The organism is Parashewanella hymeniacidonis, assembly GCF_016900895.1.
Taxonomy (GTDB): domain Bacteria; phylum Pseudomonadota; class Gammaproteobacteria; order Enterobacterales; family Shewanellaceae; genus Parashewanella; species Parashewanella hymeniacidonis.
The window spans coordinates 1-5,459 of record NZ_JAFEUN010000172.1 but is presented as its reverse complement, the minus strand read 5'-3'; the positions used below and the strand labels follow the sequence as shown (position 1 = coordinate 5,459).

Here is a 5,459-nt window from a genome sequence, read left to right as displayed (position 1 = left end):
GTTTTGTTCAGAATCGCCATTTTATTTTGATAGTTGTCGTGGTTGACTTATTATCTCAAAAATAAAGCTTTTCTCCTCAGATTTTTCTTCTTAATTTGTTACCCATGTTTGATGGGTTCCAAGTAAATCATGAGAGCTAAGAGTCCACCTGCCCCAAGTGTTAAAATGGAAAACCTTAACTGATTATTTTTCATATACAATACGCTAATAACTTCATCCAAGCAGCGTATTTTAAATACATTTATTGACGAATAAAGCTCAATAATGGAAACTTATAATTGAAAATAAGTTAACAATAAATTCAGATGAATAACCTTTCAGCTCTTCCAGTTTTTGTTTCAGTAGTTAAACTCGGCTCGTTTTCAAAAGCAGCTGCCGAATTAAAGATTACGACTTCAGCTATCAGTAAACGCATAAGCCAGTTAGAAAATGACTTGGATGCCAGACTTTTTAACCGAACCACTCGTAGCTTGACTTTGACAGAAATGGGGAAAGTTTATTTTGATTTTGCAAGCAAGGCGATCGAGCATGCTCAGCAGGGCGCTGAAGCACTACAAGGCCTAAAACAAAAGCCAATGGGTAAACTAAAAATCAATGCTCCGATGTCCTTTGGACGCCTTCATCTCGCTAAAGTAATGCCTGAATTTTTAAACCTTCATCCAGATATAGAAGTAGAGCTTTCCCTTGATGATAGGATGATTGATTATGTAACTGAAGGCATTGACGTCGGTATCAGAGTCGGAAATTTACCCGACAATTCCTTAATTGCTCAACGACTTGCTCCTTGCACTAACTTCCTATGCGCAACACCACAATATTTAAGAGTCAATGGTTTGCCAGAAAAACCAATTGAGCTAGAAAAGCATAACTGTTTATTTTACTCATATTACCGTGCAGGCTTTGAATGGACGTTCTTTAAAGATAATGAAGAATACTCTGTAAAGCCTAGAGGGACTTATCAGGTGAATAACAGCGAAGCTTTAAAAGAAGCCCTACTTCAAGATATAGGCATAGGAAATATGCCGCTTTTCATCATCGAAAATGAATTGAAAAATGGCACCTTAGTGACTGTGCTGGATGATTATCAATTACCAAGACATGCAATAAATGTGGTCTACCCCAACCGAGAACATTTACCACCAAAGGTCATTGTGTTTGTTGATTTTTTAAAGTCAAAATTTAAAACTGATACTCCAAATTGGACTTGAATGTTGGGCACCTCTAGCAAGGAAAGGGGCATTTCCGTGTTTCGCACTGTAAACCGCCTTTGGACAAAAGTGTGCCAGCCGATCATACAGGCACAGGTTTGGAACTAAATGATCTATAAATAGTTTATGGAATCACATTTAATTAGTTACAAAGATTGTTGTTACTTAAATTGCAATCACGGCTGCATGTGACGGTTAACTTCTAGGTCTTAATTGATTCAATTCAGCAATAATATGGCCTTCACTTGATTTTAATTTTTGTAGTTTAGCTGTTAGTGCTGCATTTTGTCCTGAATTGTTATGACTCTGGAGTTGCCTCATTACTTCACTTATTTTTGTGCGAACACTTTGCAGACGCCGACTACAGTCTCTAAGTAAATGCTGTTCTTTTGCTGTGCGAGTATAATGTGATTTAGTCGATTTTGACGGAGCAAGGAGAGCCTCGTGAGGTATTGCGTCCTTTGAATCTGCTAGTGAGATTGATTGAACCAAAGGAGAACTTTTTTTCCCCCTATTATCAATGTGATTCCTTTTCGTATTGAGTTTATGCCAGTCTTCTTTTCCAGTATCAAACTCAGAAATAAGTTCTGTCGATCCAACTCCTGATAAAGACATTAATAACCCCTCATGAAAGTAGTTTTTTTAAGATAAACCTTCTCAAACATTTGTACTAAGAATAGAAAGTTACATCTAATAACAATGTTACTCACCATAGTCTTCATCATAAAAAAATAAACAAATGTATTAATACTTCGTGATTAGATATAACATTGCAACGAATCGTTGCAGACACGAAATGGGGCAAAACATTGTTAGAACAAAAGGAAAACTACGCAAAAAGTCTAAAAAAGTTTCGAACTTTATTGTCATAGTTCTAATCTTTATTGTCGAGGTATCAAACTTTAATGTTCAACGACAGGTTCAAACTAAGCTTTATCAAATCAACTCAAAACTTAAACGGATTAAAGTTGGTTTTAGTATCATAAACATCAATATTTTCACGTTTTTTTAAATGATGAACTAAAGCCCAAGCTGGCATCACAAAGCACAGGCTATAAATCATTTTTATTGCCCAGCCACTGAACATCATCGTCAACAACTGCTGATTTGTTACTTTGCCGTAAAATGCCAACGAATCTACAATAATACTTAAAAAGCCTTGGCCAATTGCAGTGGAACAAACACTTCTAAAAGGGAAGTACCGACCTTTCACTTTAATTTTCCACTTAGCAAGTACATATATATTTAGAAACTCACCCAATAAAAATCCAGCCATGCCAGACAGCACATACCGCATCGTCGGTCTAAAAACTGTATTATAAGCTTCAGCATGTTGGAAAAATTCAGGATGAGGAGGTTGAATAATAAAGGTGAACGTCCGCTGAATTGCATCTAGCCCAGCTTAACATTCCATGGCAGCAAGCCATCAAGTACGGTCGGTGATTTCGCTAGCTCTTCCAAGCAATGATTAATGTAATCAAAAGGAATTAGACCGTTAGCTTTTGCAGTTTCGATTATGCTGTACAGTATTGCGCTGGTTTCAGCGCCTTTGTGATTGATATTGAACAACCAATTTTTTCTGCCGATGACGAAAGGTTTTACTGCTCGCTCTGCACGGTTATTATCGATGTTCAGAAAGCCGCTTTCTGTGTAGCGTTTCAATTTACGCCACTGATTTAAGCTGTAGCTAATCGCTTCGCCCAGTTTGCTTTTACTCGATACTTGCAGCGCAGACTTATCCAGCCAGGCTTTAAAGTCTGCCAAGATAGGTTCGGATTTAATGTGTCGTTGCTTCAGCTTTTCATCAACAGATAAGTCAGCAATGGTTTTCTCAATCGCAGAGAGCTTTTGAATGAAACGGATGGCGACATTAACCTTGCCAACTTTAGTTTTTCCTTGCGCTGTCTGAGCTTCAACAAACTTTCTTCTTGCGTGCGCCCAGCAACCGATAAGCTCGGCATTAACTTTGTGATAAGCCGCATAGCCGTCAGTTTGCAGGTAACCGTTAAAATCACCCAAAAACTTCAGTGGACAAGCACCGGAGCGACTTCCATTTTGATAATCAAACAGCACGATATTACGCAGGATAGGGATACCTTTGAAGGCAAGATTACTTGATGCTGGTGAATCTGCACCTGTGCAGTACACCCAAATGTAAGACTTCGCCCGCTCATCATTGATGACTTTTACTGTGGTTTCATCTGCCTGTATCACGGGTTGTGAGAGCAGTATTTCTCTCAACAGTTGATATAAGGGTTTAAATAATGCGCCGCTCTTCATCATCCAGTCCGACATGGTTCGTCGACTGATTTCTATGCCATGTTGCTTGAATAGGGTTTCTTGTCGATAAAGCGGTAAGGCGTACTGATATTTACTGGTGATGATTTGGCTAAGCAAGCTGGGTGTGGCGTAACCTTTTGGTATTGGGCTACTCGGTACTGGCGCTTGTTTGATGTTGCTATTAGTACCGTGCTTTTCGCAATGCTGGCAGCTGTACTTTAAGCGAATATTTTCTATGACTCTGACTTTCGCTGGAATGAACTCCAACTTTTCACTGACATCCTCGCCCATTTGTTGAAGCTGATGACCGCAACAACCGCACTGTTTGTCTACTTCATCAATGTCATGAACCACTTGAACACGGGGCAAGTGTTTAGGCAACGGCTTGCGCTTAGGTTTCTTTTTGGTTTGGGGCGGAGTTGTTTCTGACTCAGGTGTGGCATCAATCCCTAAAGTATCGTCTTCAGCCAGAGTTTCAGCTTCATTAAACAACTCACCTTGAACCTCACAAACTTCGCTGCTTCTACTAAAGCGATGATGCTGAGCTAAACGAAATTGCTCCAGCAAGAGTTGATACGACTGGTTCAACTCCGAAATTTTGCTGTCTTTTTCTTCAAGCAGGGCTTGTTGTTTGAGCAGTAATTGCTGAAGTGAAGCGTTGTCGTCGAGTAACGTTTGGATGCTTTTGGTCATGGCAATATTTTACCAAAAACCAAAGAAAGATAGGCAAAAGCAGTGATCTAATTCATGAAATCACCATTCATTTTAGCGATCAATCAGCAATAACTTTCGACAAAGACACGTTGATGACCCACGACATCGTAACCGGAAAGCAGCCAATGAAACTGCTGCTCAGATAACACCATATGCTCAGAATCAATTTTGGTTGGCCATTTGAATTTGTCTCGCTCCAACTGCTTATACCAAAGTGCAAAGCCTGTCTTATCCCAATAAAGGATTTTAAGCTTATTTCGATGTCTATTGCAGAACACAAACACGCTGCCATCGGTAGAGGGCAATTCCATTTGTTGCTCAACCACCGCACTTAATCCGTTTATGGATTTACGAAAATCAATGAAATCACGATACAGATACACTTTGGGCAGCTCTTGAAACATAATCATGACTGTAATCCTTTGATGACATCGATAATAATTTGAGGATAGATTTTTGCAGGAAAAACCAGATCACCAACAGAAGTTGCTAGTGTGATAGTTTGGCTTTTAATCGGGCTTGAAGTCGAAATATTTTGCTTGACGATAACTTCAGAAAACGCAGTTGGTTTAGTTTGAGCTGCTTTAGCTCTATGATGATAGAAAGATTTAGTTGATAAGTTATGTTCTCGGCAAAAAGCGGCTGCCGATAAACTACTGAGTTTTTGTTGTTGAACGAGTTCTTGCCAATGCTGCGGAGTATGCCTTGCCATTACGCACTCTTTTATTTGAAAGTAATGGCAAAGATTTTAAAGAGCTGAAGATCAAAGTGAAGACGGTGTTCACCACTCGCTTACTAATAAAGAGCGATAAACTTGAAAAGATCAATTCGGCAATAATACCGATCCAGATGAATGCTTTAGCAATAGAATAACCATAAACCTCACTGACAACATCACAAATGATAAATGTAATCGGAAAAACCAAAATTCCACCGGGTAATGTGATCCCTTGAATACTAATGAAGTTATTGGCAAAGCATACTGTTAAACATAACATAACATAACAATACAATGTAAAAAGCCAATAAAATGGAAAGCTTGTGGAATTTAAATGTGTAATTTAGTTGTTCAGTTTGCTGCCACATACTACACCGACTTTATAAAGTTCATTACGTTTAAAATGATTGATGATGTTGGGGCTGTTATTCAGTTCTTCTTGCGTTAATTTTAAAACTCTATCCGCCAACTTATCCTTAATTGCAAAGACTACTTTTTCTGAGTCTACATAATCGATTGAAACCAGTTCATACTGATCC

8 protein-coding genes are annotated in these 5,459 nt (G+C 38.7%); 1 reads left to right on the top strand and 7 read right to left on the bottom strand.

What is annotated here, in order from left to right; all coding sequences use genetic code 11:
- Positions 1 to 305 precede the first annotated feature (305 nt).
- Positions 306 to 1,208 carry a LysR family transcriptional regulator gene (locus tag JQC92_RS20680; RefSeq protein WP_205001430.1) on the top strand — a complete coding sequence of 301 codons (903 nt, stop codon included), beginning with the start codon at positions 306 to 308 and terminating at the stop codon, positions 1,206 to 1,208.
- 195 nt (positions 1,209 to 1,403) lie between these two features.
- On the opposite strand, the gene JQC92_RS20675 is transcribed toward JQC92_RS20680, so the two are convergent.
- The 7 genes from JQC92_RS20675 to JQC92_RS20645 all read right to left on the bottom strand — a co-directional run.
- Entirely contained in the window at positions 1,404 to 1,823 is a 420-nt protein-coding gene (locus tag JQC92_RS20675) for a hypothetical protein (RefSeq protein WP_205001429.1), read from the bottom strand.
- Positions 1,824 to 2,154: 331 nt separating this feature from the next.
- Positions 2,155 to 2,571, bottom strand: a complete 417-nt coding sequence (locus JQC92_RS20670; RefSeq protein WP_338049535.1) for a queuosine precursor transporter — start codon at positions 2,569 to 2,571, stop codon at positions 2,155 to 2,157.
- Between the two features lie 29 nt (positions 2,572 to 2,600).
- A complete protein-coding gene (tnpC, locus tag JQC92_RS20665) occupies positions 2,601 to 4,181 on the bottom strand; it encodes an IS66 family transposase (RefSeq protein WP_205001428.1) in 1,581 nt (526 codons plus the stop codon).
- A gap of 83 nt (positions 4,182 to 4,264) precedes the next feature.
- Entirely contained in the window at positions 4,265 to 4,612 is a 348-nt protein-coding gene (gene tnpB, locus JQC92_RS20660; RefSeq protein ID WP_205001427.1) for an IS66 family insertion sequence element accessory protein TnpB, read from the bottom strand.
- Positions 4,609 to 4,914, bottom strand: a complete 306-nt coding sequence (gene tnpA, locus JQC92_RS20655) for an IS66 family insertion sequence element accessory protein TnpA (RefSeq protein ID WP_205001426.1) — start codon at positions 4,912 to 4,914, stop codon at positions 4,609 to 4,611. The genes tnpB and tnpA overlap by 4 nt, the downstream gene beginning before the upstream one ends.
- On the bottom strand, positions 4,856 to 5,200 hold the full coding sequence (locus JQC92_RS23340) for a VUT family protein (protein WP_205001425.1): 345 nt from the start codon (positions 5,198 to 5,200) through the stop codon (positions 4,856 to 4,858). The genes tnpA and JQC92_RS23340 overlap by 59 nt, the downstream gene beginning before the upstream one ends.
- A 63-nt stretch (positions 5,201 to 5,263) precedes the next feature.
- Positions 5,264 to 5,459: hypothetical protein (locus tag JQC92_RS20645; protein ID WP_205001424.1), on the bottom strand; the 196-nt coding region annotated here is incomplete at its 5' end.